The sequence below is a fragment of the Bordetella sp. 15P40C-2 genome (assembly GCF_009763235.1).
Taxonomy (GTDB): Bacteria; Pseudomonadota; Gammaproteobacteria; order Burkholderiales; family Burkholderiaceae_B; genus Bordetella_A.
Genome location: NZ_WSJA01000002.1, coordinates 95,952 through 120,411 on the forward strand (window position 1 = coordinate 95,952; position 24,460 = coordinate 120,411).

24 protein-coding genes are annotated in these 24,460 nt (G+C 61.3%); 14 read left to right on the forward strand and 10 right to left on the reverse strand.

Features of this window, described 5'->3' with window-relative positions; genetic code table 11:
* Window positions 1-11: 11 nt before the first annotated feature.
* Both GOQ25_RS01325 and GOQ25_RS01330 read right to left on the reverse strand, forming a co-directional pair.
* Window positions 12-1,550 (reverse strand): peptidylprolyl isomerase, encoded by a 1,539-nt coding sequence (locus GOQ25_RS01325; protein WP_160348791.1) that lies wholly within the window; start codon window positions 1,548-1,550, stop codon window positions 12-14.
* Complete coding sequence (locus GOQ25_RS01330) at window positions 1,547-3,916, reverse strand: LPS-assembly protein LptD (RefSeq protein ID WP_370519858.1); 2,370 nt, start codon at window positions 3,914-3,916, stop codon at window positions 1,547-1,549. Before GOQ25_RS01330 ends, GOQ25_RS01325 begins: the two co-directional genes overlap by 4 nt.
* A gap of 199 nt (window positions 3,917-4,115) precedes the next feature.
* Between GOQ25_RS01330 and GOQ25_RS01335 the strand changes: the two genes are divergently transcribed.
* The 3 genes from GOQ25_RS01335 to GOQ25_RS01345 all read left to right on the forward strand — a co-directional run bounded on the left by GOQ25_RS01335 (window position 4,116) and on the right by GOQ25_RS01345 (window position 6,700).
* Complete coding sequence (locus GOQ25_RS01335) at window positions 4,116-5,156, forward strand: aminoglycoside phosphotransferase family protein (protein ID WP_160348638.1); 1,041 nt, start codon at window positions 4,116-4,118, stop codon at window positions 5,154-5,156.
* A complete protein-coding gene (murU, locus tag GOQ25_RS01340; RefSeq protein ID WP_160348639.1) occupies window positions 5,156-5,890 on the forward strand; it encodes an N-acetylmuramate alpha-1-phosphate uridylyltransferase MurU in 735 nt (244 codons plus the stop codon). Before GOQ25_RS01335 ends, murU begins: the two co-directional genes overlap by 1 nt.
* A 114-nt stretch (window positions 5,891-6,004) precedes the next feature.
* Window positions 6,005-6,700 carry a DUF6776 family protein gene (locus GOQ25_RS01345; RefSeq protein WP_160348640.1) on the forward strand — a complete coding sequence of 232 codons (696 nt, stop codon included), beginning with the start codon at window positions 6,005-6,007 and terminating at the stop codon, window positions 6,698-6,700.
* Between the two features lie 104 nt (window positions 6,701-6,804).
* On the opposite strand, the gene GOQ25_RS01350 is transcribed toward GOQ25_RS01345, so the two are convergent.
* Window positions 6,805-7,449: an OmpA family protein gene (locus GOQ25_RS01350; RefSeq protein ID WP_160348641.1), complete on the reverse strand. Its 645-nt coding sequence runs from the start codon at window positions 7,447-7,449 to the stop codon at window positions 6,805-6,807.
* 290 nt (window positions 7,450-7,739) lie between these two features.
* Entirely contained in the window at window positions 7,740-7,907 is a 168-nt protein-coding gene (locus tag GOQ25_RS01355) for a hypothetical protein (RefSeq protein WP_160348642.1), read from the reverse strand.
* Window positions 7,908-8,432: 525 nt separating this feature from the next.
* On the opposite strand from GOQ25_RS01355, the gene GOQ25_RS01360 reads away from it, so the two are divergent.
* The 11 genes from GOQ25_RS01360 (at window position 8,433) to GOQ25_RS01410 (ending at window position 18,852) form a co-directional block, all read left to right on the forward strand.
* The gene (locus GOQ25_RS01360; RefSeq protein ID WP_160348643.1) at window positions 8,433-9,173 is read left to right on the forward strand and encodes a GntR family transcriptional regulator; all 741 of its coding nucleotides are present in this window, start codon (window positions 8,433-8,435) and stop codon (window positions 9,171-9,173) included.
* On the forward strand, window positions 9,170-9,964 hold the full coding sequence (locus tag GOQ25_RS01365) for an ABC transporter ATP-binding protein (RefSeq protein WP_160348644.1): 795 nt from the start codon (window positions 9,170-9,172) through the stop codon (window positions 9,962-9,964). The genes GOQ25_RS01360 and GOQ25_RS01365 overlap by 4 nt, the downstream gene beginning before the upstream one ends.
* On the forward strand, window positions 9,961-10,731 hold the full coding sequence (locus GOQ25_RS01370) for an ABC transporter permease (RefSeq protein WP_160348645.1): 771 nt from the start codon (window positions 9,961-9,963) through the stop codon (window positions 10,729-10,731). Before GOQ25_RS01365 ends, GOQ25_RS01370 begins: the two co-directional genes overlap by 4 nt.
* A 15-nt stretch (window positions 10,732-10,746) precedes the next feature.
* A complete protein-coding gene (locus GOQ25_RS01375) occupies window positions 10,747-11,733 on the forward strand; it encodes an ABC transporter substrate-binding protein (protein ID WP_160348646.1) in 987 nt (328 codons plus the stop codon).
* 35 nt (window positions 11,734-11,768) lie between these two features.
* A complete protein-coding gene (locus tag GOQ25_RS01380; RefSeq protein WP_202109289.1) occupies window positions 11,769-12,773 on the forward strand; it encodes a zinc-binding dehydrogenase in 1,005 nt (334 codons plus the stop codon).
* A gap of 45 nt (window positions 12,774-12,818) precedes the next feature.
* Window positions 12,819-13,241, forward strand: coding sequence for a PaaI family thioesterase (locus GOQ25_RS01385; protein WP_160348648.1), 423 nt, complete (start codon window positions 12,819-12,821; stop codon window positions 13,239-13,241).
* 85 nt (window positions 13,242-13,326) lie between these two features.
* A complete protein-coding gene (locus GOQ25_RS01390; RefSeq protein ID WP_160348649.1) occupies window positions 13,327-14,853 on the forward strand; it encodes a class I adenylate-forming enzyme family protein in 1,527 nt (508 codons plus the stop codon).
* Between the two features lie 67 nt (window positions 14,854-14,920).
* Window positions 14,921-15,997: an ABC transporter substrate-binding protein gene (locus GOQ25_RS01395; protein ID WP_160348650.1), complete on the forward strand. Its 1,077-nt coding sequence runs from the start codon at window positions 14,921-14,923 to the stop codon at window positions 15,995-15,997.
* On the forward strand, window positions 15,994-17,319 hold the full coding sequence (locus GOQ25_RS01400; protein WP_160348651.1) for an acyl-CoA thioesterase/bile acid-CoA:amino acid N-acyltransferase family protein: 1,326 nt from the start codon (window positions 15,994-15,996) through the stop codon (window positions 17,317-17,319). The genes GOQ25_RS01395 and GOQ25_RS01400 overlap by 4 nt, the downstream gene beginning before the upstream one ends.
* A complete protein-coding gene (locus GOQ25_RS01405) occupies window positions 17,319-18,077 on the forward strand; it encodes an ABC transporter ATP-binding protein (RefSeq protein ID WP_160348652.1) in 759 nt (252 codons plus the stop codon). Before GOQ25_RS01400 ends, GOQ25_RS01405 begins: the two co-directional genes overlap by 1 nt.
* Window positions 18,070-18,852 carry an ABC transporter permease gene (locus tag GOQ25_RS01410; RefSeq protein WP_160348653.1) on the forward strand — a complete coding sequence of 261 codons (783 nt, stop codon included), beginning with the start codon at window positions 18,070-18,072 and terminating at the stop codon, window positions 18,850-18,852. Before GOQ25_RS01405 ends, GOQ25_RS01410 begins: the two co-directional genes overlap by 8 nt.
* Before the next feature lie 67 nt (window positions 18,853-18,919).
* Here GOQ25_RS01410 and GOQ25_RS01415 read toward each other — a convergent pair whose 3' ends face one another.
* The 6 genes from GOQ25_RS01415 to GOQ25_RS01440 form a co-directional block, all read right to left on the reverse strand.
* Window positions 18,920-19,654: a FadR/GntR family transcriptional regulator gene (locus tag GOQ25_RS01415; protein ID WP_160348654.1), complete on the reverse strand. Its 735-nt coding sequence runs from the start codon at window positions 19,652-19,654 to the stop codon at window positions 18,920-18,922.
* A gap of 19 nt (window positions 19,655-19,673) precedes the next feature.
* A complete protein-coding gene (locus GOQ25_RS01420; RefSeq protein ID WP_160348655.1) occupies window positions 19,674-20,954 on the reverse strand; it encodes a TRAP transporter large permease in 1,281 nt (426 codons plus the stop codon).
* A complete protein-coding gene (locus tag GOQ25_RS01425) occupies window positions 20,951-21,514 on the reverse strand; it encodes a TRAP transporter small permease (RefSeq protein WP_160348656.1) in 564 nt (187 codons plus the stop codon). Before GOQ25_RS01425 ends, GOQ25_RS01420 begins: the two co-directional genes overlap by 4 nt.
* Before the next feature lie 10 nt (window positions 21,515-21,524).
* A complete protein-coding gene (denD, locus tag GOQ25_RS01430) occupies window positions 21,525-22,505 on the reverse strand; it encodes a D-erythronate dehydrogenase (RefSeq protein ID WP_160348657.1) in 981 nt (326 codons plus the stop codon).
* 19 nt (window positions 22,506-22,524) lie between these two features.
* Entirely contained in the window at window positions 22,525-23,553 is a 1,029-nt protein-coding gene (locus GOQ25_RS01435) for a TRAP transporter substrate-binding protein (RefSeq protein ID WP_160348658.1), read from the reverse strand.
* A gap of 81 nt (window positions 23,554-23,634) precedes the next feature.
* A complete protein-coding gene (locus GOQ25_RS01440; protein ID WP_160348659.1) occupies window positions 23,635-24,423 on the reverse strand; it encodes a hydroxypyruvate isomerase family protein in 789 nt (262 codons plus the stop codon).
* Window positions 24,424-24,460: the final 37 nt, after the last annotated feature.

Consider the following 24,460-nt stretch of genomic DNA (forward strand, 5'->3'; position numbering starts at 1 on the left):
ACTCGATACGCTTAGCGGTTGTTCTGCTCGATTTCCGACTGCTTCTCCAGGCGGTTATCGATGTAAGCACCATTGCGCAGCTGTTCGAGCCAGTCTTCGAATGCGGGCTCCGCGCGACGTTCGAACAAGATCTGACGCGCCTGCATGCGCTGCAGTTCATCGCTGACATCGTGTTCGCGACGCTCTTCGACCTGGATCAGGTGCCAGCCAAAGGGCGACAACACCGGCTCGCTGATGCCTCCGACCGGCAACGCATTCATGGCTTGTTCGAACGCGGGCACCATTTCGCCCGGATTCACCCAACCCAGATCGCCGCCCTGCGGTGCGCTGCTGTCTTCGGAATACTGTCGTGCCATGTCAGCGAATTTCGCACCGCCATTGACGACACGCTGGCGAATCTGCTGCAAGCGCTGACGTGCCTGATCGTCGCTCATCACGGCGGAGGTCTTGATCAGGATATGGCGCGCGCGCGTCTGCGTCACCTGTACCGGCCCCTGCTGAGCAGGCATGCCCGCGCCCGGCTGCGGCATCGCCGGCGCCTGCTGCGGTGCCGCCGGCTGCGCGGGTGCCGATCGGCCACCGGTACGGTCGAGCACGGCGAGAATGTGAAAACCGTTGCCGCTCTGAAGCACCTTACTGACCTGACCGGGCTGCAACGACGATACCGCCTGCACAAACAGATCCGGCCAGCCATCGATCGGCCGCGCGCCCATCACGCCACCCTGCAGAGCCTCGGGTCCGTCAGAAGCCTCGGCCGCCAAACTCGCGAAATCCGCGCCTTGTTTCAAGCGTTGCAAGAGGCCTTCGGCCTTTTTACGCAGCGCGGCCACCTGCTCGGGGCTCGAACCCTCGGGCACACGCACGAGGATCTGACCCAGCGCGATCTGCTCGGGCCCCGCCTGAGTCTGGGCTTGAGGCCGCGCGGCCGGCTGACCTTGCATGACGTTGCCGCCAGCACGAGCGGCAGGATTATTCTGCTGATCGCGCAGGAACGCATCGATCTCGGCATCGCTGATCACGATATTGGAATCGACCGCGCGCTGACGCAAGCGATTCAGGCGCAAATCACCAGCCAGAGATTTGCGATATTCCGCCCAACTGACACCGCCTTTTTCGATTTCAGCGCGCATGGCCGGCACCGTGATGCGGTTGCGCGCGGCGATCGATTCAATCGCCTGATCCACTTGCGCATCGTTGATGCGGATACCTAGTCGGTCTGCCTCTTGCGACTGCACGCGCTCGAGAATCAAGTTCTGCAGCACCTGGCGGCGCAGAATATCCTGCGGCGGCACTTGGATGCCCCGCTGTTTGAGCTCCGCCATGGCGCTTTTGGCGGCCGCGTCGACTTCTCGCAGCGTGATGACGTCCTTGTTGACTACCGCCGCGATGCCATCGACCATCTGTTCGCCCTTGGCGGCAGGCTGTGCGGCGGCGCCGGTCTTGGCCGGTGTCGCGTGTGGCTGGGCATAAGCCGCAGACGCAACCGCGCACGCCGTCAGAACCAGCAGATTACCGGAGAGCCGGCGCATAGTATGCAAGCGACGCATTATTCATACCTTTCAAATTTCGATCCCTGTGCGGGCTGTGGCGACACAGCCTGATAGCCAGGGATGCTCTTGTTCAACAGGTCCATCGGATTCGTTCCGAGCGATCCCAGCCCACTTAGTTCCAACTGGAAGAACACCGTGGAGTTCGACTCGGTCGCCGAGACGGCATAGCGCTGAAATACCACACGGCCCGTCCAGCAGCAATCGCCTTTGTACTCAAGTCCCGCGATGGCCTGGGTCACACGCGGGGACTCATTGGTCGAATCCGCGATCGTCGATTGAGGCACGGAGCGCAAGGAATAATCGATCCGGCCCACGCCATAGAGACGATCCGTGAACGGCCACTGAAACGCGAGACTGATTTGGTTTTGTCCGCGCGGCTGATAGAGCGCACCCACCGGCGAGGGATCACGTTGATAACGATACGACAGCGCGACCGACGTCAGGCGCTGAGGACGCCAGCGCGCACTGACAAGCCCGCGCGACCAATTGTTGTCGTACGGGTCGTATTGCGCGGCCACCTCGGTGCTCAGCGTGTCGGTCAACGCGGCGCTGGCGGCAACCAGAAAATCGGACCGGACGTTACGATCCTTGCGCGGCGTTTCGTCCGGCAAGGTCACGCGCTGGTCTTCGAAATAAAGCCGCTGCCCGCCAGACAGCGAGATGCGCTCGAACCCGGTATCCGCATCCAGCCATCGCGTCGTCAACGCGGCCGTCAGCTGGTTCGCATTCGCGATACGATCCCAGCCGCCCACATAGATGTTTTCCGAGAACGCTTGTTCAAAGCTGAAATCCGCCAGCGTGGTGTCATAAACCGGCAGTTTGCTCTGGTCGCGATACGGCACGCGCAGGTAGTACAGACGCGGCTCCAGAGTCTGGATGGAATCATTGCCGAACAGCTTGGTATCGCGCTCGAACACCATCCCGGCATCCACCGACATGATGGGCAGGGCGCGCGACATATCGCGCGACCGGTTCTGCACGTCGTACCAGTCAGTGTTGTACTGCGTGTAATGGAAGCCGACCTTGGGCACGACGTACCAGCCCGCACGGCGAATAGGCATCGCCGCCGTCAGATATGACTGCAAGCGATCGCCATCCTGACCCACCCGGTCTCCCTTGTAAACGGGGCGCTGAAAGCGCACAGCCGAAGATGTCCACTCCAACTCCAGATTGTTCAGATCGTAGCGCGCGCCCTTTAAGGTCAATTCGGGCATCTTGTTATACGGCGGCGTGACCGGCGCATCCGGATCCTGCAGCGTCTGATACTTATAGACTTGCGCGGTGGCCTGCCAGTATTTGTTGCCCCAGCCGACGAGGCCGCGTTGAGGCAGATACGTGGTCGACGCATCGTTGAGCCCCATCGACGAAAAATCGCGGAAGTAGTTGTCGTCGGACACCCGGGCGTAATCCCAGTCCGCGTAGAAGCCGCCACCCAGCGTCTGCTGGTGACGCGAACGGAATAGCCAGCGTTTGTCGCCGGTCTCCCAATCGTCGCCCAGATAGGTACCGAGCAGGCTACCGGAATAACTCTCGCCCAGATAACGGAACTCGCCACCGAGCTGCATGCCACGCTTGCTCAGGTAGCGCGGCTGCAAGGTCGCGTCGTAGTTCGGAGCAAGGTTGAAGTAGTAAGGGACCGACAGATCCAAACCACTCTTGCTGCTGACCCCATACGTCGGGATCAAAAAGCCAGACTTACGTTCTTTTTTGACCGGGAACGTCAGATAAGGCGACGCCAACAACGGCACGCCCTTGAAATACAGCACGCCGTTACGCGCGACGCCTTCGTTCTCGTCGAAGTCCAGATCCACCCGGTCCGCATCGATATACCAGGAGGGTTCCGGACAAGGGCAGCCGGTATATCGCACCTGTGTCAGACGCAGCTGCGATCGGCTGAAGATCTCTGCACGATCCGCGCGCGCCGAGCCGCCACTGGCGCCGATCCAGAAATTCGGCGACTCGATTTCGCCGCTATCCGTATCGATGTTGTATTGCGCGGACGGCCCGGTAATCAGCGTCCCGTCGCGCATCATGCGCACATTGCCCTGCAAATCGGTCTGCCCGGTATCGCTGCGATAGTCGATCCGCTCGCCCTTGACCACGCCATCGATACGACGCACCTCGGCCGCGCCGCTCAACGTGAGATTGGAATCGGGATCACCCTGGATCTGATCGGCCTGCAGGTACGACGCCGCATCGTCCTGGGGCACGTTGCGTACCCTCAACCCCGTCGAGCTGCGCAACTGCAGCGAGCCTTGCGTCGCCGCCGTCCCAGGGGTGGTGCCGGAAGACGACACGGTACCCTGGGCATGCACGGCCCCCGCCAGGGTGACAGCAGAGAGGATCAACCACCGGACCATACGCACCGTAAACGCATACCTTTCGACGAAAACGCCCACCGCGATGAGACCGTCATCAACGGCGAACAGGGCCCGGCCACGACACGCACGCGATCATGCCTGCCAGGGGGAACGACCCGGTATTATAGAGAAGGCGGACGCGAACCTACCGAAGGCTCGCGTCGGCATTGAAACAGAAACTCTACCGCACTGAGAGACGGCCCTCTTGAGCACCGATCACGACTCCCGCCTGAACCAGGTTCGTACTTGGCTCCAATCCCTGCCCGCCGAGCTGGCGCTGGCCCTGGATACCTTGCAACCGGCGTCCAGTGACGCCAGTTTCCGCCGCTATTTCCGCCTGCGCGCGGGCGACCGTACGGTCATCGTCATGGATGCGCCGCCCCCGCACGAGGACGTGCGTCCGTTCTTGCACGTGGGCGACCTGCTCCGCGAAACCGGGCTGAACGTGCCCCAAGTCTTGGCGCAAGACGCCGGGCAAGGCCTGCTGTTATTGTCCGACCTGGGCCGCGACACGTATTACCAGCGCATCCAAGACGGCTTGCCGGATGCCCAGCTGCAAACCCTCTACCGCGAGGCGCTGGCCGCGCTTGTGCGCATGCAGCAGGCGCGAATCGACGGCCTGCCGGCGTATGACAGCGCCCGCCTGTCCGCCGAGCTGACGCTGTTCCCTGAGTGGTATGTCGGCAAGCATCATGGCCTGGAGCTGGATGACAAGACCTCGGCGGCGCTGGCACGGATATTCGACTTGCTTTCTAAGACCTGCGTCACGGACCAACCCGTTCTGGTGCACCGCGATTTTCATTCCCCGAACCTGATGGTGTGCGACGACCCCGCGTATGGGCCGAATCCAGGTGTACTGGACTACCAGGACGCGCTGGCCGGCCCCATCACCTATGACCTGGCGTCGCTCGTGATGGATGCCCGCACCACCTGGGAAGAGCCGCAGCAGCTGGATTGGGCCGCGCGCTATTGGGACATGGCGCGCGCCGCGGGCCTGCCCGTAGACAGCGATTTCGCCGCCTTTCACCAGGCCTATGAATGGATGAGCCTGCAGCGCAACCTGCGCATCCTGGGCGTATTCGCGCGCCTGCATCATCGCGATGGCAAGTCCTCATATCTGAACCATATCCCGCGTGTGAACGCTTATGTGCGTCAGGTCGCGCAGCGCTATGGCGTCTTTGCACCGCTTTTGCGACTCTTAGACCGGATCGACAATCGCGAAGTCAAAGTGGGGTATACGTTCTGATGCGCGCCATGATCCTGGCGGCCGGACGCGGCGAGCGCATGCGCCCGCTCACCGACCATACGCCCAAACCCCTGTTACCGGTGGCCGGCAAGCCGCTCATCGTCTGGCATCTGGAACGGCTGGCCGCCGCCGGATTCCGGAACATTGTGATCAATCACGCCTGGCTGGGCGAGCAGCTGCCCGCGCAGCTGGGTGATGGCAGCCGGTTTGGCGTGAGCATTCAATACTCGCCCGAGCCCGCCGGCGGCTTGGAGACGGCCGGCGGCATCGCGCAGGCCTTACCATTACTGGGCAAGGAAGCATTCCTGGTGGTCAACGGCGACATCTGGTGCGATTGGGACCCCGCCCATGCCCTCGCGCAGCGAGAGGCGATGGACCGGTCACACGCGGACGCATGGCTGCTGCTCGTGGACAATCCCGAACACCATCCGCAGGGCGATTTCTATCTGGCGCCCAATGGCTGGGTCCAAGCAGAACAAGCATCCGCAGACGTCGCCGGGCTGCCTGATGCGAAGTCGCGATTGCCGCGCCTGACCTTTGCGGGCATTGGGGTGTATCGGCCCGGGCTGTTTACCGCGATTCCCGCCGGGGCGCGCGAGCGCCTGGCGCCCATCCTGCGTGCCGCGATGGCCCGACCCGGCGTATTGGGCAGCCATCACGTTGGCGGCTGGACGGATGTGGGCACGCCCGAGCGCCTCGACGTGCTTGATGCGAGACTGCGCGCGGCGGGGTGAAGTCGCAACTAGATTTGTCTAAAATGCCCGTCTCGCGCTACAACCGTTATCCTCTAGGGTTTTGAATCGGCACCTGGCCGGTTACTCACGCACACAAGGTTTTTCAGAATGGGGATGTTCGGACGCTCACAACGAGCTGTATTCAAACCATCGGTCTACCAACCGGGCAAGCGCCAGCGACGCATGCCGCGCTGGCTGGGCGTGCTGTTGGTGGGAATGGGCCTGGGCGCGGGCGGCGTGCTCTTCCTGCAGGCCAATTACGGCCCGACCCGCCTGACGGCGGAACAATCCGAGCAATTGCAATCTGAACTGAACGCCGCCAATGTGGACCGGCAGCGTTTGCAGACGCAATTGAGCGAAGCGACCGCACAGCGCGACGCCAACGAGTCCACGCGCGACAAAGCCACCACCGAGCTGAATGAGGCGCGGACGCGTCTGCAGCGAGCCGAGCAAGCGCTGGCCATTTTCCAGAACCTGATCCCGCCAGACCCCCGCGGCACTGACATCGGGGTACGCGCCGGATCGTTTAGCCGCGCGCCGGGCAAGCTGAGCTATCAAGTCCTGCTGATGAAAGACAGCAAGGGCAATGAATTCAAGGGCAGCTTGAAACTGGCGGTGCAAGGCACTTACCGCAATGGGCGCTCGGGCACCGTGGAACTCGACCCGATCGAGGTGACCTTGGGGCGCTACCAGGTCGCGCAAGGCACGGCGGAAATGCCAGAGGGCTTTACGCCGAACGCCGTACGCATCCAGGTGGTGGACCCCTCCGACCGTCAGCAGGCCATGCGCCTGTACTACGTACGCGGCTGACCGATAACGCGATGATGTGCGTCGCCCGCCGACCCTCAGGTTGGCGCGCGACGCACATCATCGCGTAGAAGTGTACGGCCGACGTCGAGTCAGCCGAATCCGCTTTACTGCACCGCGTACAGATAGACTTCCACGCGCCGGTTCTGAGCCCGGCCCTCGGCTGTCGAATTGTCCGCAATCGGGTCGCGCGCGGCGCGGCCCTCTATGGTCATGCGGTCTTGCGCGATACCTTTGCTCGCCAAGTACGTCGTCACGCTACGCGCGCGGCTGTCGGAAAGCTTCTGATTGTGTGCTTCCGAGCCGGTGCTATCCGTATGGCCCACCACCTTGGTGCGCAATTCGGGATGCTGCGCGAGCGAACGCGCGACACTGTCGAGCACGGGCAGCAACTCGGGTTTCAGCACTGCTTTGTCCGTGTCGAACGAGACGTTACTCGGGATATTGACCTTCAGGCTGCCGTCGGGCATTTCCACCACATCAATGCCCAGGGACGACGCGCCGGACTGCTGGACGTCTTGCTTGACGCCGGACCAGTTGTAGCCGACCAGACCACCCGCGACGGCGCCGAGGCCCGCGCCGATGGCTGCTCCCTTGCCGTGCCCAATCAGCGCCCCAATACCAGCGCCAGCCGCGGCGCCCACACCGGTGCCAATCGCGGTGTTCGTGCCTTGTTGCGTGGCGCAGCCCGTGACCAGCATGGCCGCAAGCGCAATGGCGGTGATTCGGGGAAGGTTTGTTTGTATTTTCATAACGATCTCCACTCGCGGGATTCAGTAAATCAGGCGGCTGCGATAGATGCGCGAATAACAGCCTGATATCTACCCTGTGACTCCCGAAGCGCCAACGTCGCGCGGGTTAAGCAGAAGTAGACCGCGAAATCCTAGCAAGTGAGAGACCCACTGTTACGACTGTTTGTAACCATTCCAACGCCAATGCAATTTCGGTTTGCGCGGCGCTAGAGGCCAAATGTCTGGGATGGGCCCTCCGAGTCCATGCCATTCCTGCTAGCAAAGGACCGGAGAGCCGGGTCTGCCTCACATCATCGCTCGGCGTACCGTTCCGGCACGAATGCTCCCTGCGCGGGCTCGTCCGCTGGCACCTGCACGAGGCTGCCACGCACGCCAAGGATGTTGCGGCGCGCATTGTCGAGCAGCGGACCCGAAATCAGGGACGCCGCCTGTGCAGAGATGGGCGTGGCAACAGCCATGGCGGCCGTCACAACGCAAGCCAGGCACGCAACTTTGCAACGCAGAAATAGAGGAAAACAAGTCATAACGCACTCTCTCTGGTAAGTACAACCGACACTCGCCGGCACGGTGGATTCTCTGGGCAGACCGTTTGCCATGCCTAGAGAACCTGCAGGCTAGTGAAAATCGGGGGATAACTCCCATTACAAGCGTCGCGGCACTGACCTCTGCTGCGGGGCAAATCCCTCAATAACACGGGCTAAACACGCCCCTCAAATCTGATCGCGTTAAGCCGGCCGGTGGTTGTAAACAGGACTGATCCACGCCTGACGACGCGGCCCCGCGATACGGCTGGCTCGGAGGTCGCCCCCCTCAATAGATCCGCTGGGCCGCTTACGCGTGACGATCTATATAGCTTTTACTTATATGTAAAGCGTATATCAGTGTTTCACGGCAAGTTTGTAGGCACCTAGAATGGCTTTGTGTAGGCAGCACTTACACCACAGTGTGAGCTGCTCACACGACCATTTTCAAACGCGGCTTCCATGATCATTCCCACTGCACTCTCTGCCTCGGCAATAGAAGGAAACGCCCCGATCAGCTTCGGTGACGACGCATACTCGCGCCTGCGCAGCGACATTATTTCTTGCCGCCTGCCGCCCGGCGCGTTCGTGACCGAGCCCGAGCTGATGCAGCGCTACGGGATTCGTAAAGCCAGCGTGCGCGTTGCACTGGTGCGACTGGCCCACGAAGGCTATATGCAATCGCGCCCTCGCAAGGGATACCAGATCACGCCGATCACCCTGCGCGACGTCGAGGAAGTTTTCACGCTGCGCGTGCAACTCGAGCCGCTGGCGGCTCGATTGGCCGTGGGCCGCGTCGACACCGCGCATTTGCGCGAACTGGAAGCCGCATGCCGGCAACATGACCCGGCGCTGTCATTGAGCGAACACATCCAGTCGTTCATGCATGCGAATAAAGCATTTCATCTGGCGATCTCGGCCGCCTCTGGCAATGAACGTCTGCATCGCACGCTGGAATCCTTGCTGGACGAAATGTCGCGCCTGGTGGCGTTGGGATTTGGCGTGCAAAAGACCAAGCCCGAAATCAAGCACGATCACAACGCGTTGATTGACGCGTTCGAAGAACAGGACGCCAAGCGAGCCGAAACCATCGCCCGCCGGCACATCGAAACCTTTCAAAGCATGACGATGGAAAAGCTATATGCAAGCCTGGCGCAAACCGGCGCGGCGATCCCGTTTACGGGTGCGGGGAGCTGGCGATGAATGTGTTAAGCCCCGAAGCCTTGACGTCTGACAGCCGCGCGCGCAGCGATGCGCCCACCGTGCTGGACGTGCGGACGCTGAACAAGTACTACGGCAGCTTGCAGGCGCTGCGTGACGTTTCCTTCGATGTCCGCCGCGGTGAAGTCGTCGCGCTGTTGGGCGCATCGGGCTGCGGCAAAAGCACGCTGCTAAACATCGTGGCGGGGCTGGATACCTTCGATAGCGGCACGCTCGAGATCCAGGGCGTGCCCGCGGCACAGTTCCAGCAATGGCATCAACTCGCCTACATGTTCCAGGAAGACCGCCTGCTACCGTGGCGCACCGTCAAAGAAAACGTCGAGTTCGGTCTGGAAGCCATGCGTCTGTCCAAACAAGAACGTCATGCGCGCGCCGAACGCGCATTGCAGGTAGTGGGATTAGAAGAGTTCGCGCGCTCGTGGCCGCATCAATTATCGGGCGGCATGCGCAGCCGCGTGGCCCTCGCGCGCAGTCTGGTCGTTGAACCCTCGATTCTGCTGATGGACGAGCCGTTTTCGAAACTGGACCCGCATACCCGCAGCCAAATGCATCAGGAGCTGCTGCGTATTCAGGGCGAAACTGGCGCGACGATCCTGTTTGTCACGCACGATGTAGAAGAAGCTGTCGTATTGGCCGATCGCATTGTGCTGCTTGAACCGCGACCCGGCCGCGTCAAGCAGATCGTGGAGGTCGACCTGCCGCGTCCGCGTGTACCGACGGATCGCGATACCGCCGAACTTACCCGTCAACTCCGTCTGCAGGTCACGCCATGAGCAACGGCTCCCAACGTTCCATCTGGGTCGTCGTGGCTCAACGTGTCGCGCTCGCGGCGATCTTCGTGGCCATTTGGGCCTTGGCGGCCTCGCGTATGCCTGCCTTCGTGTTGCCCGGCCCGCTAAAAGTCTGGCATGCGATGCAGTCCTTGTTCGGCACCGCGACCTTTGCCCATGACGTGGGCATGACGCTATATCGCGTGGTCATGGGCTTTCTGCTGGCCACGGTCGTGGGCACGCCCTTGGGGCTGTTGCTCGGGTCGAATCGTACGCTAGCCAGCTTTTTCGAACCGCTCCTGTCGGTCACCAATACCGTATCGTCGGCCATCTGGGCCGTGTTCGCCATCATCTGGTTCGGTATCTCGAATGCGACCACGATCTTCGTGGTGTTCATGACGGCCATGCCGCTGATCTTGACCAACGTATGGCAGGGCTCGAAGAACGTCGATAAACAGCACATCGATCTGGCGCGCAGTTTCCGCATGACGCGCACACAGATTCTACGAAAGATCTATCTGCCCACCATCTTGCCGTATTTCTTTTCCGGTGCGCGCCTGGCGTTTGGCTTTGGCTGGCGCGTATCGTTGGTGGCCGAAACGTTGGGCTCATCCGATGGCATCGGTTATCGCCTGCGGCAGGCCGCCGATCTGGTACAGACAGACCAAGTGTTCGCCTGGACCTTAATGCTGGTCTTGCTCATGCTGGCGCTCGAAGGCGGCATATTGAAGCCTCTGGAAAGACGCCTGTTCCGCTGGAAACCGCTCTAATTCAAGGAGTTCGACATGAACGGAAAAAAATTGCTTTCGGCCGGGCTCGCTGCGGCGGCCTTGCTGACCAGTGCGTCGGCGTTCGCCGCCGACAAGGTGCGTATTGGTTATTGGAGCAGCGGCGTGAGCCTGGGCTATGGCTCGGTGCTGGAAGCCACTGACTTTCTGAAAAACCAGGACCTCGATGTCGAGTTCGTGCGCTTTCCGGACGTGAATGCACCGCTGCGCGCGCTGGCCTCGAACTCGATTGACTTCGCGTTTGGCGCGCCCGCCGCAGGGGTCTTTAGCAGCGCCGCGGAAGGCGTGCCCGTCAAGGTGGTTGCCGCCACGCAGCCCGCCGATGTGCAATTCGTCGTGCCCGAAGGCTCCCCCATCACCTCGCTGGAACAACTGCGAGGCAAAAAAGTCGGCATGTCGCCCGCAGGCAGCTCAGTGGCCGTGATCGCTGGCGCAGTGCTCGATGGCAACTACGGCATTAAAGCCAACGACTTCTCGTTGGTGGGTGGCAATGAAGCTCGTCTGGCGCAGTTTCTGGCGCAAAAACAGGTCGACGCTTCTGCCTTGCGCTCTGTCACCATTGCCCAACTCAAAGACCTGAAGGTCACGCCACTCGGATCATTCGCCGACGAATGGAAAAAGCTGACCAAGACGGACTCGGTGCCCTATATCGGTATCGGCACCGTGCGCAGCGAGTTCTTGGAAAAGCACCCCGAGGTTGTCGCCCGCGTTCTGGCGGGTCTGCGCAACACGCTGGCCTGGGGCGATAAAAATCGCGATGAAGTCGCAACGATTCTGCAGAAATCGGCCAACCTGCCGGAGGCGGACGCGCGCGTCTATGCCGGGCAATGGTCGCAGATGAACCGCGTGGCTTTCGAGCCAGCCGATATCGACACGCTCAAGCGCGAGCACGAAGTCTTTAAGGCCAGCGGCATGATCAAGGGCGAGCTGCCGGCTGACCTGTTTGTCACCGGCCCGTACGAAAAATCCAAGTCCATTCAATAACGACTACCGAAGAGAGAGTAACCATGAGCAAAACGATGAAAGCCCTGCTATTGAGCGAACACGGTGACCTGGACAAATTGCATGTCGTCACCGACAAACCCGTGCCCACGGCGACGGAAGGCCACGTGGTGATTCGTGTGGGTGCGTCCTCCTTTAACTATCACGACGTGTTCACCGTGCGCGGCATGCCCGGCATCAAAGTGCCGCTGCCCGTGGTGATCGGTCTGGACATGGCCGGCGAGATCGTCGAGGTCGGAGCGGGCGTCGAAGGCTGGAAAGTCGGCGACCGCGTGCTGGTCAACCCGCTGAACCGCTCCAAGGGCCTGATGGGCGAAATGCTCGACGGCGGCATGGCGCAATATTGCCTGGTGTCCGCACCTCAGCTTATCGCCCTGCCGGACGCCGTCAGCTACGAAGACGCAGCCGCCTTGCCGGTGGCCTACGGTACCGCGCACCGCATGCTGATCACGCACAACACCGTCAAGGCCGGCGACCGCGTGCTGATCCTGGGCGCCAGCGGCGGCGTGGGTACTGCCTGCGTCATTCTGGCCAAGTTGCTGGGCGCCGAAGTCATCGCTTGCGCAGGCAGCGACGCCAAGGGCGAGCAGCTGCGCAAAGTGGGCGCCGACCACGTCATCAACTACCGCGAAACCGACTTCTCCAAGTGGGCCATCGCGCAATACGGCAAACCGCAACGTCGCACCGACGAAGGCGGTGTGGACGTGGTGATCAATTTCACCGGTGGCGACACCTGGGTGCCTTCGCTCAAGTGCATCAAGCGCGGCGGTACGCTGCTCGTTTGCGGCGCGACGGCCGGCCACGATCCGAAGGAAGATCTGCGCTATGTGTGGAGCTTCGAGATCAACATCAAGGGTTCGAACAGCTTCTACGACGACAACCTGAAGGCCCTGCTGGACATGGTTGCCGATGGCAGCGTCAAGCCCGTCATCGACCGCGTCGTGCCGCTGGAGCAAGCCGCCGAAGGCCTCGCGCTGATCCGCGACCGCGAAGTATTGGGCAAGGTCATTGTCACCCCCTAAGCTGACACGGCGTTCACATCGTCCGAACTATTTTTGAGAAGCAACATGAGCGAAAACACTCTCCCCAGCAAAGAAGACGTCCAGACGCGCCTGCGTCGCGGCCCCTATCACCAATGGCTGGGCATCGAAGTCCTGTCGGTTGGCGAAGGCGAAATCGAGCTGTCGGCCAAATGGCGTGAAGAATGGGTCGTGAATCCCGAAGGCGGCTACACCCATGGCGGCATCCTGGCCGCATTGGTTGACCTGACCGCAGACTGGGCACTGGTATCGCAAACGGGTCGTGGTGTGCCCACCATCGACCTGCGCGTGGACTATCACCGCCCGGCCATGCGCGGTGATCTGCGTGCCAAGGGCAAAGTCATCAAGGCTGGCTCCATCTCCATTGCCGAAGCCTACGTTTATGACTCGGAAGGCAAGCTGTTGGCCAGCGGCCGCGGCGCGTATTCCACGCCGAAACCCAAGGCATAAAGCACTTGCGTCCCCTGCTCGCGCGGGGGACGCGCCGCTTCAGGCACGACCCTCATTCCGGTTCACCGACACGCAGTCCCGCATCATGACAACTCTGAAAAATCTGGGCGATCTGATCGATCCGCAAGCCGACCCGCAACAAGTCGCCCTCATTGGGCTAGATGGGCGCGTGGGCGCCGCGGCTGTGCCGCGCACCTACACCTACGCCGATGTGGATGACATGGCACGCGGTGTGGCCCAGGCCCTGCGGCAACAGGGTTATCAGCCCGGCGATCGCATCGCCGTGCTGGCGGCCAACTCCGTGCCGTATATCGCCACCGTGCTGGGTATCATGCGCGCGGGGTTGATTGCCGTGCCGGTGAACTACAAATTTCCGCCCGCCACCATCGAGTATGTGTTAAAGGACTCGGGCGCGCGCTTGGTACTGCATGACATGGCACGTGCCGGCGCGGTGCCGGCTGGCATTCCCAGCCTGGCGCTCGATACGGCAGCGTTTGATGTCTGGCGTGCCGAAGGCAGCGCCCCGTCGTATGCGCCCAGCGCCGACGATACTGCCCTATTTCTGTACACCTCCGGCTCGACCGGCAAGCCCAAAGGCGTGCGTTTGTCGCACGCAGGACAGTGGTGGACCGTGCAGACGCGCGTGCAAGCCACGCCGCTCAATGCGGAACGCGCGCTGATTGCCGCGCCGCTCTATCACATGAATGCGCTTGCGCTGGCCTTTCTATCCCTGGCCAGCCACGCCACCACAGTGCTGCTGCCGCAATTCACAGCGGCCGCCTACATCGATGCCATTGGTACGTATCGCTGCACCTGGCTGACCGCCGTACCGCCGATGATCGCGATGATGCTGCGCGAACGCGAACTGCTTTCGCGTACGGACTTGTCGTCAGTCAAAGTGATCCGCATGGGCTCTGCCCCCGTGAGCGCGAGCCTGCTCAAGCAGATCCATCAGATCTTCCCCGCCGCACGTGTCATCAACGCGTATGGCACCACCGAAGGCGGACCCGTTGTGTTCGGCCCGCACCCGGACGGTCTGCCGGCGCCCACCATGTCGGTCGGTTATCCGCATCCGCTGGTCAGCGTCAAACTCATCCCCGGCCCGCAAGACGGCCCCGATCAAGGCATCCTGGCTGTACGCAGCCCCGGACTGATGCAAGGCTATCACCAACGGCCGGATCTGGCCGCGCCCTTTACCGAAGACGGGCACTACATCACTGGCGACGTATTCCGTCGCGATACCAATGGCTTTTACACCTTCGTCGGCCGGCGCGACGATATGTTCGTCAGCGGCGGCGAAAACATCTACCCCGGTGAAGTGGAAAAGATGCTGGAGCAACATCCCGCGATTCAGCAAGCGGCGGTGGTCCCGGTCGATGACGACATCAAAGGAACCAAGCCGGTGGCGTTCGTGGTCCTGCGCTCCGGACATCAAGTCGATGCAGAAGAAATCAAACAGCACGCACTGGCCAATGCGCCCGCATATCAACATCCGCGGCGCGTTTGGTTCGTCGATGCTCTGCCACTGGCATCCACCAACAAAATCGATCGCCATCAACTGTTAGCCGACGCCGCGCGTCGGCTGGCCCAAGAAGCACAGAACAAAAGTTAAAAATTGGTGCGAGGCGTCCATTCACAACAGCCTCGCACCCTACTCACAGGACTGAGAAGGAATCATCATGCGCTTTACGCTGCTTACTCTGACCTCCGCGCTGGCCGCGCTCGCCCCCTTGACGGCCGCGCACGCCCTGGACGAAGTTACGGTCGCCCTGGCCATCCCACCGGCCGTGCATGACGGCGCACCCTACGCGGCGGCCGAAGAGCTCAGATTCTTCAAAGACGAAAATCTGAGCGTGAAAACGATCGTGTTTCAAGGCGCGGGCGCGTTGCTGCCACAAGTCGCCAGCAAACGCGTGACCATCGGCTATCCGACCTCGGAACCCGTCATCTCCAGCTATTTCAGCGGCAAGGACGTGCTGCCGCTGCGCTACTTCTATAACGGCGTGCCGACCAACACCATGGAATTCGCCGTCTTGGAGGAATCGCCGATCAAGACCATCACCGATCTGAAAAACAAACAGATCGGCGTGGGCGCCCTGACCTGGGGCACCATCCCGGGCGGCCGCGCCGCGCTGCGCACGGCGGGTCTGACCCCCGGTAAAGACGTGGACTATGTGGCTGTGGGCGCCCTGGCGGCCGGTTTTCAAGCCCTCAAGGCTGGCCGCGTCGATGCGCTGAACTTCAACAGCAGCTGGAACGATATGCTCGAAATGTCGGGCACCAAGATCCGCCGCGTCGCGTATCCCGAGGTGTTCAGCGAGACGGCCGGCAACGGCTTTATCACGCACGTCGACAACTTCCGCGACAACCCGGATCTGCTGGCCCGCTTTGGCCGCGCCTATACCAAGGCTCAGATCGCCTGCCAGGCGAACCCGGAATACTGCGTGCAAGCCTTCTGGCGCGCCAACCCGCAGGCCAAACCCGCCGATGTCGCGCCGGAAAAGGCACTGGCCGATGCCGCAACCCTGCTGTCGCGCCGTCTGGACCGGGTGCTGAACAAGCGTGATGGCACGCCGCGCGTACCGGGCCAATACGATTTGACCTCGATCAAGGCGGGCATTCAGGCAATGGCCGATGCCGGTGAGTACCCTTCGGCCAATGTGCCCGTCGAAGACATTTTCTCCAATTCGCTGATCGAGCAGATCAACAATTTCGACGCCAACGCCGTGCGCGAAAAGGCCCGGAGTGCTAAATGAGTCAGCCGAACATTGAGGTCACCCCCGTCGATGCCGCAGTTGACGTCCGCCGCAGCGTGCGCCTGAGCGGATTTACCGCGGGCCCTGTGACGCTCGTTGCGACGTTGTCGCATCCCGATGGCAGTACATGGCACAGCACCGCTCAGTTTGTCCTCGACGAGACTGGCATTGTCGATCTGGATATTCAGGCGCCGCAACAAGGCGACTGGGACACCCCGGACGCGATGGCTACCGTGTGGGCAATGCGTTGCCAGTCGCTGCCCACCGAACTGGAACTCTCCGAGGAAACCAACGCGCTGACGATACAGCTGTCGGCCAGCAATGATCGCGGTGAAAAGGCACAGACGCAATTCATCCAACGCTTTATCGTCGATGGCGTGACACGCCGCGAGATCGCCGAAGCGCAGATCGTGGGGACCTTGTTCACGCCGGCCACGCCGGGCCCGCACCCTGCGATCATCGTCATGAATGGCTCGGGCGGCGGGATTCCGCGCCAACGCGCGGCACTGTATGCCGCTCAGGGCTATCAAGCACTGGCGCTGGGCTATTTCAAAGCCCCGGGGCTGCCGGACACTATCGGCGATATGCCGCTGGAATATTTCGAACGCGCGCTCGATTGGGTGCACCGGGAGCTGAAACCCGCCGATGGCTTCGTTGCCATCACGGGTCAATCGCGCGGTGGTGAACTATCGTTATTGCTTGCTTCGCGCTTTCCCGAAAAAATCAGCGCCACCCTCGCTTATGTGCCCAGCTCGGTTATACACGGCACGCTGCGCGCGGGCTTTGCCGGTCAAGCGCCGGACTCCTCCGTCTGGACATGGCAAGGCAAGCCCTTGCCCAACGTCTGGCAGAACAATCCCGATGTGGACTGGAGCGCTTTTGATCAGCGGCCGGAAGATGGTCGCCCGGTACGTCAGGAGCCTGCTTTCCATACGCCCATGCGCAACGCCGCCGCCGTGGCCGCCGCGCGCATTCCGGTTGAGCAGATCCGCGGCCCGGTCATGCTGATCTCGGGCACGGATGATGGATTCTGGCCGTCCAGCTGGTATAGCGAGCAAATCGAGCAGACCTTGCGCGAGCACCAGCATGCCTGGCCGGTCGAACATGTGCGTTGCGAGGGTGCGGGCCACGCCATCGGCGTACCGAACCTGCCGGCCACGCTGATCGCCAAACCGCATCCGGTAGGCAAGGTCGTATTAAGTGGCGGGGGAACCGCCGCGGCTAACGCCACGGCCAACCGTGTCTCGTGGGCCCGCGTGCATGAATTCCTCGCCCAGGCGCGGCAAGCTCGCCACGAAGCAAGCGGCAACAAGGGACAGTAATGAGCGCCAGTTTGAACCTGCAAGGCGTGGGGTTGACCTACCCCACCCGTAGTGGCGTGATCGAGGCATTGCGCGATATTGATTTGAAGATTGAAGACGGCGAGTTCGTCGCCGTGCTCGGGCCTTCCGGCTGCGGCAAGTCCACCATGCTCAAGCTCGCAGCGGGTTTGCTGCCGGCGACGTCGGGCACGATCGATCTGGGCGGCGAACGCATCACCCGCCCGAGCCGCCGCACCGGTGTTGTGTTTCAAAAGCCCAACCTTTTGCCCTGGAAAACGGTGCTGGACAATGTCTTGCTGCCGGCGACGACGTTAAAGCTTCCAACAGGCCCCGCGCGAGAACGCGCGCGCACCTTGCTCGAGTTGGTCGGACTCGAAGGCTTTGCCAAGAACTATCCCTATGAACTGTCGGGCGGGATGCAGCAACGTGTTGGGATTGCCCGCATGCTGCTACCCGATCCCGATTTGCTCTTGATGGACGAACCCTTCGCCGCCCTCGATGCACTGAGCCGTGAAGCTCTCACCCTGGAGTTGCAACGTATTTGGAGCACGCAGAAAAAGTCCGTTCTCTTCATCACGCATAGCATTCCCGAAGCGGTCTTTCTGGCTGATCGCGTTTTGGTGATGTCGCCCCGCCCGGGTCGCATCATCGAGGACTATCGCCCGGACCTGCCGCGTCCTCGCACCCTGGAAACGCTGAACGACGCGGACTTCACCGCGGCCTGCCATCATCTGCGCCGCCATTTCACTCATGAATAAACGTTTTGATATCACCGCGCTTGTCTACCCGTTGATCAGCCTGTCGGTGCTGGTGTTGGTGTGGCATTTCGCAATACAGCTGTTTGCCATTCCCGACTACCTTCTGCCGCCACCCTCGGCCGTGTTCTCTGCCCTTTATCAAGGCTTTGCCACCGGTTCACTGTGGCCACACATCTGGGCCACGCTGTCCGAAACGCTCAGCGGCTACGCAATAGGCTGCAGCCTGGCTATCGTGATGGGGGCATTGCTGGCGGAATCGCGTACGTTTGAACGGTTTCTCTACCCCTTGTTCATCGGTATTCAAGCGATGCCAAAGGTGGCGCTGGGCCCGATCATCCTGGTGTGGTTTGGCTTTGGCATGGCGTCGAAGGTCGTGCTCGTGGCGCTAGTCTGCTTTTTCCCTCTGTTCGTCAACACGATCAATGGGATCAAACGCACGGACCCGGAATTGTTAGACGCCTGCCGCGCGTTCTCGGCATCGCGCCTGTACATGTTGCTGCACGTCAAGCTACCGGCCGCATCGGGGGAGATCTTCTCGGGCTTGCAGATCGGTGTGTCATTGGCCCTGATTGGCGCCGTGGTGGGCGAATTCCTTTCGGCACAAGAGGGGCTGGGCTACTTGATTGCTTCCGCCTCAGTAAGCATGAGCCTGGCAACGATGTTCTCGGGCGTGTTGCTCCTGGCCGCGATCGGCCTAACCGGCTCCATGATCATGCGCGCGATCCATCGGCGCGTGGTGTTCTGGGAGTCGCGTTCGTCGGGAAAACGCCGGTAAATCGCCCTGCCTGCGCGGCGTGGCGCCGTGGCAGGCAGGCGTGGACGCGCGCACAGCGCCCCCGCGATCAGAGTGCGGGACCTTGCTCGTCGGATTCTGCTGCGATCAAACGCTGAATCGAACTCTGCATATGGTGCAGCGCTGCCCGACGCGCACCCTCTATGTCCCTGCGGGCGATCGCTTGCGCAATTGCCGCGTGTTCTTCATTCACCTGCTGAAAGAAATCCTCGCGACGCGCTTCATGCGTACGCGTGATCGTGATCACATCACGCAGCGCGTGTCCGATAAACTCCAGCAGCGAGGTCAACAACGGATTTTGGGCAGCCTCGGCAATCGCCGCATGAAACGCCATATCCTCGGCCACGCCATCGCCGCCATCGGCCACGGCATCGTCAATCCGCCGCAGGGCACGTTGAATCCGCGCGATTTGCTCATCCGTGCAGCGCGCGGCGGCAAGCGCCGCCATTTCGCTCTCCAGACCGCAGCGCACCTCTTGCACGGCCCGCGCTTCCAGCTCGCCGCCTAGCGCATCGATGCGAAACGTATTGCGCTTGGGATCGAGCACCACGGTGCCACTGCCCTGGCGCGTTTCCACCATGCCTTCTGACTTCAGGCGGGAAATGGCTTCGCGCACCACGGTCCGACTCACGCCAAAGCGCTCGGCGAGCTGAGGCTCGGTCGGCAGCCGCGAATTGACGGGATAGGCCCCTCCCCGCACGAGCTGCATCAACTCTGCCGTCACCCGATCCGCCAATGTACCGCCCACCGGCTTACTGACTTCCCCCACTGGGCGCGCGCACATAGACTGGCTCCTGACGATATCAGCCACTGAACCAACGCGCCGGAATAATGACCAGCGCCGGGAAAAACACGAGCAGGAACAGCACGATCAGCTCGGCGATCAGAAATGGCCATACGCCGCGCATCACTTGATCGATACGCTGCCTGGTCACCCCTGCCACGACGCTGAGCACGGTGCCCACCGGCGGGGTGATGAGGCTGATGGACATATTAATAATGAACAGAACGCCAAAGTATACGGGATCAATCCCCGCCTGCCGCACCAGGGGCATCAGCACCGGCGTGAGGATCAGGATTGTCGGCGTCATGTCCATCGCCATCCCCACCACGATCACCAGCAACATGATCGCGATAAGCAACATCGTGGGGTTATCCAGGAACGGCTCCATCATGTCGGTAATTGCACCGGGCAAGTCCGCCACAGTTACCAACCAGCCCGCGATCGAGGCCGCCGCGACCAGCAACATGATCACCGCGGTCGTGCGCGCCGCCGTCATGAACACAGCGTATAGCTGCGAGAGCTTGAGTTCGCGATAGATCACCGTGGACACGAACAATGCATACACTGCCGCCACTACGGCCGCTTCCGTGGGCGTGAATACACCCATACGCAGCCCCACGATGATAATGACCGGCAACATCAGCGCCCAGCCAGCATCCAAAGTGGCACGCCACAGTTCACGCGCACTCGCGCGGGGGCCGGGCTCCAGATCTTCTTTGCGTACGCAGAGCCACCACGTCACCCAGAGCGCTGCGCCGATATAAATTCCGGGCATGATGCCAGCCAGAAATAGCTTGGTGATCGATACGTTGGCCGCGACCCCGAAGATCACGAAGCCGATACTTGGGGGAATCACCGGCCCGATAATCCCCGACGCCGCCACCAAACCGGCCGACCGCGTCTTGGCATGGCCGGCCTTGACCATCATGGGAACCAGCAGCGCCGAGAGTGCCGCCGCGTCCGCCACTGCCGAGCCCGACAATGCCGACAACAAACATGCCGCGACAATCGTGACGTAGCCCAAACCGCCTTTAATATGGCCGACAACGACCATTGCCATATCGACAATCCGGCGCGACAAACCACCGACGTTCATGACCTCGCCGGCCAGCATAAAGAACGGAATCGCCAGTAGGGGGAAGTTATCCGCCCCCGCGATAAAGTTCTGCGCGATGATCTGGGCATCGAAAATGTCCAGATGCCACATCAGCGCTACGGACGATACCAATAGCGCAAAGGCGATGGGCATACCCAGCGCCATCGCGCCCAGCAGTGCCCCGATAAATACGAGCACGGTCATGGCTGTTTCCCCTCTGCCTCGGCGAGTTCGCGCTTCAAGTTATCCAGTTCGGCTTTTTCTTCGGATTCGGTCACCATGACCAGCTCGTCGTCGCGCATACGGCCAGACAGCACCCGGTATAAGTCCCACAGCACCATGGCGCCTGCCGACACGCTAAACACAATGCCTACCATGTAGACGATCGCCATCGACCATCCTGTCGCCGGTGCCTCGACATGCAAGTTGATCAGCGTCTGCTCCCAACTGCCCGACAAAAACAACCAGAGCGTGGCGAGCATCAAGAGCTGACTTACAATCAAACAGACTTTCTGCCCCGCGACCGGCAAGCGGCGCACCAGAATTTCCACGCCCAGGTGCTGACGTTCGCGCAGCGCCACCAGCGCCCCCAGGAACACCAGCCAGACGAACAGCCAGCGCGACACCTCTTCTGAACTCGTAATGCCCGAGTTCAAGCCGTACCTCAACACCACATTGCCAAACACCAGCACAACCATGCCCACAAGGCACAACACCATCAGCAGGCTCAGCATTCGGAAATAGCCGTCAATCAGCTTTTTCATGTGCGCTCCTTTACGTGGGCGGATTCTGCGCCGCCGTGGACGTTATGCCCAGGCGCGCCATGTGGGCACGTACCACTGAGACATAGTCCTCATCCGCGACAAACCCCAATGCACGTGCGCGCACGGTATCGAAATCGTTAGGCCACGAGGCCACGATACGCTCGACCGCAGGATCCGGTTCGTAACGGATCAGCTTCGTGACGGCATCACCGGCCGCCGTACGCAACGCTTCGATCATGCTGCCCACTGACACCGACAAGCCCGGCAGGTTTACCGTACGGTCATTGCCCAACAGCGCGCCATCGACTTCCAACGCATGCGCCAGATTGTCTATCGCGCGATCGGGCGATTGCAGCCACATGCGCAGTTCAGGCGACACCGGGCACACCGCCTCTACGCCTGCCAAGGGCTCGCGAATAATGCCGCTGGCAAAACTCGACGCGGCCTTATTGGGCGCACCCGGGCGCACGGAGATCGTCGGTACACGCAGCGTGATTCCATCGATATAGCCCTTGCGCGTGTAATCGCCCACCAGCAACTCGCCGATGACTTTCTGCACGCCGTAAGAACTCTGAGGCAATGTACGCGTGTCGTCTTGCACCCGCTCGGGCAACGTGCCGCCAAAGGCAGCCACCGAACTGGTAAAGACAAAACGCGGCTTGGTGCCAAGCGCGCGCGCATGTTCCAACAGCGCCCGAGTGGCATCGATGTTCACACGCATGCCCAGATCGAAATCCGCCTCCGCCTGCCCGCTCACCACGGCGGCCAAATGGACGATAGCGTGCGTATCGGTGGTAATCGCGCGGGCGAGCGTATTCGGGTCCGCCACGTCGGAAACGATGCTTTCCACACGTGGGTCTTGAACGGGACACGGCACCGGGTCAATGGTGACGATACGGGTGACCGGTTTCCCGGCCACGCCGCTTTCGAGCAGGCGCCGCACCAGCATCGATGCCAGGAAACCACCTCCGCCGGTAATGGCGATCTGCATAATTGACTCCGATACTGACTTAGTTGGAAGAACCGCGAACTTTGTTGATCTCGACCATCATCTCGGCACCGAGATCGCCGCCCAGATCCTTGGAGAACTTGTCGATCACCGGCTGCAGCTTCTCGCGCATGCGCTTGGCTTCTTCAGCCGACAACTCGTTGACTTCCATGCCGCGCTCCTTCAGCTCGGCCAGAAAGCGCGCTTCGCTTTCGCGCGAAATCTTGCGTTGATACTCGGACGCTTCGGCAGCGGTTTCCTTCAACAGCTTTTGCTCGTCGGGCGTGAGCTTGTCCCACACGCGCTTGCTGACCACCACGACATACGGCGTATAGGTATGACGGGTCAGGCTCAGGTACTTTTGCACCTCGTTGAACTTGGACGTGTTGATCGTGCCCAGCGGGTTTTCCTGACCATCCACGGCGCGCGATTCCAGCGCGGTGTAGACCTCGGGGAACGGCATCGGCACGGCATTGGCGCCCAGCGTATTGAACGTCTCGATGTAAACCGGGTTTTGCAACACGCGGACCTTCAGGCCTTGCATGTCTTCGAACTTGGTGATCGGACGACGGCTGTTGGTGATGCTGCGGAAACCGTTTTCCATCCAGCCCACGACTACCATGCCGTTGGCGTTCATCTTCTCGGCGATTGCATCGCCAACTTTACCCGCCAGAACGGCATCGACTTCTTGTGCCGTATTGAAGGTGAACGGCAGGTCCAACAGGCCGATTTCACGTACCACGCTCGCGATCGGCGACGAGGTGATGATGCCCAGCTCCTGCACACCGCCTTGTACGGCGGAGGTCATCTGCGTATCACCGCCGATGCTGCCGTTGCCATGGATGCGTACCTTGATCTTGCCGCCGCTGCGTTCGGCCAACAGCTCCTGCCAGCGCTTGGCGCCCAGGGCGGCCGGGTGATCGTCAGCAATCACGTGGCCGAGCTTGAACGTGCGTTGCTTATAGTCGGGCGAATCAGCAGCGATCGCGCCGGCGGCGAAACAGGCGGCAATCAAGCCCAACGCATAGCGGCTCATTTTTTGACGAGACATAGCGAATTTCATGTGGGGTCTCCTAGGTGCTTATGGTTCGTGATGTCGTAGGTGCTGCGGGGTAAAACAGGTGACGCGGAATCAGGCGGCAATACCTGCCCGGCGCAAGTCAGCCAGCCAACCGAAGCTGTCGGCCGAGGCGCCCGTGGGCTTGTACTCGGCGCCGACATAGCCTTGCCAGCCCAGACGGTCCAGTTCGCGCAGTATCTCGACGTAGTTCAGTTCGCCCTGATCCGGCTCTCCGCGCGCCGGCGCGCCCGCGATCTGTACGTGACCGATCTTGTCGAAATGACGGCGCATGCGCATGATCACATCGCCTTCCTGAACTTGGATGTGATAGCAATCGAACATGATGCGCAGATCGCTCAAGCCTTGATGATCGATGATGTCCGCGGCCTGATCCACGCTATGCAGGAAGTACCCCGGCCGGTCGCGGCCATTCAGGGGTTCGATCACCAAAGTGGATCCGCTGCCCTCGGCCCAACGCAACGCCCGCTGCAGATTGTTGAGGTAGCAACGACGCGCGTCTGACGGCGATACGTGGCCGGCCAATCCGGCCATGACATGAATGGCCGGGCCGCCTACGGCATGCGCGAACTCCAACGTATCGCGCATGGATTTTTCAAACGCATCCTCGAAGCCCGGCAACGCCGCCAGTCCCCATTGAGCGCCTTCGCCCCACGGGGTGTTGATCCCGACCATCTTCAACCGATGCTCGGTCAACCAGGCGCTGATTTCGGCAGCGGAACCGTGTTCGTAGGGAAACCAGCACTCGACCGCATCAAAGCCAGCTTGTTTCGCGGCGGCAAATCGTTGCGCAAAAGGAAGCTCAGTAAAGAGGATCGAAAGGTTTGCGGAAAACTTCAGCATGATGTCCTGACTAAGGGCGAATTGGGGGAGATGCCGC